Below are 3,327 nucleotides of genomic sequence, written 5' to 3' on the forward strand. Positions count from 1 at the left end.
AAATTCAAAATTTAGAATTCAAAATTTTATAAAACTTAACCTTTTTCAATTCAAAATTCAAAATTTAGAATTCAAAATTTCTTAAATACTATTTTTGCACTAAGTAATGGAAGATACTATAATAATGCAGTAATATAAAACTGCCAATAGGCAGTATAATCTAAGGTTAGGTTCAAAAAGGAGGAACAAAATGGGCAAGGTAAGATTTACTTACTGGCAAGATGAAGATATGTGGCTGGGGTACTTGGAGGACTATCCTGACTACATGACGCAGGGAGAAACACTTGAAGAGTTAGAAGAAAATTTGAAAGATATCTATAAGGAAGTGACGAGTGGAAGTATTCCCTGTGTTCGGAAAATGGCAGAACTGGAAGTTGCATGAAGAGAATCGATCTAATAAAGAAACTTCAAGAAATGGGCTGTATGCTAATCCGGCCTGGTAGAAGACACGATTGGTACCAGAATCCAGAGACCAAAATATCTCAGCCTGTTCCCCGACACAGGGAAATTAAAGACCAGTTGGCAAAGCACATTATTAAGATGCTTTCTAAAAGAACCTAACAAATCGCTGCACCTGACCCTCGCTTCGCTCGGGCAGGTGAGCTCAATCGTTATACGGCGTTAAGATGACATGAAGATTCGACCTGTCACAAAGTTAGATCGTTCTCAATGGATGCGCATGAGATGTGCTCTATGGCCAGGAGATGATTCAACGCACGCAAACGAAATTGATCGTTTCTTTGCTGGGTCCCTTCGGGAGCCTGAAACAGTGCTTGTTGCTGATGAAGATGGTGTTCTCAAAGGATTTATTGAAGTTTCAATAAGGGCTTATGCTGAAGGATGTGTTACTGACAGGGTTGCTTACTTAGAGGGGTTGTATGTTGAAGAGGAAGCTCGGGGCCAAGGGATTAGCCGAGCACTTGTTGCAGCCGCAGAGGATTGGGCTCGAAGTAAAGGTTGTATTGAGTTTGCTTCTGATGCTGAACTTGACAATGAGGTCAGCGTTAGAATTCACAAGGCTCTGGGTTTTGAAGAGGTAGGGCAAATTCGTTGCTTCCGTAAATCGCTAGAGAAATAATTTAATGCCATATAACCCATTGCTGCAGCCGACCGCCAAAGGCGGCAGGTGAGCTCAATCGTTAGGCAGTTAAGATTGAACTAAACAGAGGTGTAATCAGTGAATATCGAAATTGAACGGGAAGAAGATGGTAGGTGGATAGCTGAAGTACCTGATCTACCTGGTGTGATGGCGTATGGAGAGACTAAAGAGGATGCTATCTCCAAGGTTGAAGCTTTATCCTTGCGGGTAATGGCCAATCGGCTCGAACATGGAGAGGAAATTCCAGAACTCCGTGGTGTTTTTATAGTGCCAGCATGAATCAATGGCCATCAACCAAAGCACAAAAGGTTCTATCTGCTTTGTTGCGAATCGGCTGGACGATCAAGCGTCAAGCTGGGACATCACACCGTGTTTTATCTCGCTCTGGCTGGCCAGATTTCATTTTTGCCTTTCATGATCGAGAGGAAATCGGCCCTCGCATGTTAGCGCGCATCGCTAAACATACTGGACTTACACCTGAGGGTGGTAAGTATGTCTATACCCATCTGGGAAAATTTTAAAAAAATCTTGACAATGATTTATTTTTAGATAAAAATTAAGCTATGGATTTTTTATTGGAACTCGGAGTAGAGGAGATTCCAGCCCTATGGATTGATAAGGCATTGGAGCAATTAAAGGAAAAGATGCAAACTTTCCTTGAAAATGAAGGGATTGCCTTTAAGTCTATAAAGACATACGCTACACCAAGGAGGCTTGCTTTAATTATAAAAGGTCTCGGGAGAAGACAAAAAGAGAAGGAAATAATTGGACCACCGGCTGGCTTTCCCATAGAAGGCTTTTTAAAAGCCCAGGGGGTTTTAGAAAAAGAGCTTTTTATAAAAGAGATAAAGGGAAAAAGGTATTACTGCCTTACAAAAAGGGGGAAAGAGACAAAAGAGATTATAAAAAATGGCATTGCTAACTTGATAAAAGGAATTACATTTCCAAAGCAAATGAGGTGGAAGACAAGCTTTGCATTTGCAAGGCCCATAAGGTGGATTGCTTGCTTGCTGGACAATGAAATAATTGAATTTGAATGTGCAGGTGTTATATCCTCTAATAAAACAAGGGGTCTTAGGAGAAAAAAAGAGCCTATTGTTCTTTCCTCCCCCTCCTCATATATTTCTCTTTTAAAAGAAAATGGGATAATTGTAGATTGTAAGGAAAGAAAAAAATTTATCTTAAGAAAGCTTAAAAGCGAGGCGGCTAAACTTAAAGCAAAGCCTTGGCTTAAAGAGGAATTACTTTCCGAGATTACAAACCTTGTTGAATCTCCTGTGATAATAAGGTGTAGTTTTAACAAAAGATACCTTAAAATTCCTAGTGAGGTTATAATTGCAACCCTAACCCATCATCAAAGGTATGTTCCACTTATAAAGAAAAAAGGCATTGCTCCATATTTCCTTGTTGTATCAAATGGTGGAGAAAAAGGAATAATCACAAAGGGGCATAACCGGGTTATTAGTGCAAGGCTTTCGGATGCAGAATTTTTCTTTAAAGAGGATAAAAAGATACCCCTAGAGAGGTTTGGGGATAGGCTAAAGGGTGTTGTTTTTCACAAGGGGCTTGGCTCTCTCTATGATAAAACAATGAGGAATGTCTCCCTTTCTGTAAGCCTTGGCTTAAGGCTTATAGAGGAGAAAAGGCTTCCCGAGCTATCAAAAGCTGCCTTTCTATGCAAAGCAGACCTTACAAGCCAGATGGTTTCCGAATTTCCAGAGCTTCAAGGCATTATGGGCTACCATTATGCCATTGCCCAAGGCATACCAAAGAATATAGCAAATGCAATAAGGGAGCATTATTTGCCCTGTCCAAAGTCTAAATTGGCAAGGATAATAAACCTTGCTGATAGAATGGATACCCTGACCGGATATTTTAGTTTGGGAATGATTCCCAAGGGAAGTGAAGACCCCTATGGCTTAAGGAGGTGTGGAAATTCTATTGTCCAAATTATCCTTTCCTCAAATTTTAAGAAAAGAATTCTCCTTTTGTCCTTAATCAGGGAATCTTGCCGAATAGGAAAGATACAGGATGAAGATAAGATAACCAGGGAGCTTCTTTTGTTCATCAAACAAAGGCTTTTCTCTATATTCAAGGAGAAATACTTTACGGATGTAATATCCGCTGTCCTAACACTTGGATTTGACGATATTGTAGATTGTGAAGAAAGGATAAAAGCTTTATCCTTTTTCATTAAAGACCCATATTTCATTGACCTTTCTATCTGT

General features: G+C 39.9%; 6 protein-coding genes. All 6 read left to right on the top strand.

All coding sequences use genetic code 11. From position 1 onward, the window contains the following. Positions 1-190 precede the first annotated feature (190 nt). Complete coding sequence (locus AB1397_02290; protein ID MEW6481821.1) at positions 191-382, top strand: type II toxin-antitoxin system HicB family antitoxin; 192 nt, start codon at positions 191-193, stop codon at positions 380-382. Continuing rightward, positions 379-561, top strand: a complete 183-nt coding sequence (locus AB1397_02295; protein MEW6481822.1) for a type II toxin-antitoxin system HicA family toxin — start codon at positions 379-381, stop codon at positions 559-561. Before AB1397_02290 ends, AB1397_02295 begins: the two co-directional genes overlap by 4 nt. 70 nt (positions 562-631) lie before the next feature. After that, the gene (aac(6'), locus tag AB1397_02300) at positions 632-1,078 is read left to right on the top strand and encodes an aminoglycoside 6'-N-acetyltransferase (protein ID MEW6481823.1); all 447 of its coding nucleotides are present in this window, start codon (positions 632-634) and stop codon (positions 1,076-1,078) included. A 99-nt stretch (positions 1,079-1,177) separates the two neighbouring features. Then, a complete protein-coding gene (locus AB1397_02305) occupies positions 1,178-1,378 on the top strand; it encodes a type II toxin-antitoxin system HicB family antitoxin (GenBank protein MEW6481824.1) in 201 nt (66 codons plus the stop codon). Continuing rightward, complete coding sequence (locus tag AB1397_02310; protein ID MEW6481825.1) at positions 1,375-1,620, top strand: type II toxin-antitoxin system HicA family toxin; 246 nt, start codon at positions 1,375-1,377, stop codon at positions 1,618-1,620. Before AB1397_02305 ends, AB1397_02310 begins: the two co-directional genes overlap by 4 nt. A 42-nt stretch (positions 1,621-1,662) precedes the next feature. Continuing rightward, positions 1,663-3,327 (top strand): glycine--tRNA ligase subunit beta (gene glyS, locus AB1397_02315; GenBank protein ID MEW6481826.1); only part of this gene is annotated, 1,665 nt, incomplete at its 3' end.

The sequence above is a fragment of the bacterium genome (assembly GCA_040756715.1).
Lineage (GTDB): Bacteria > UBA9089 > UBA9088 > UBA9088 > UBA9088 > JBFLYE01.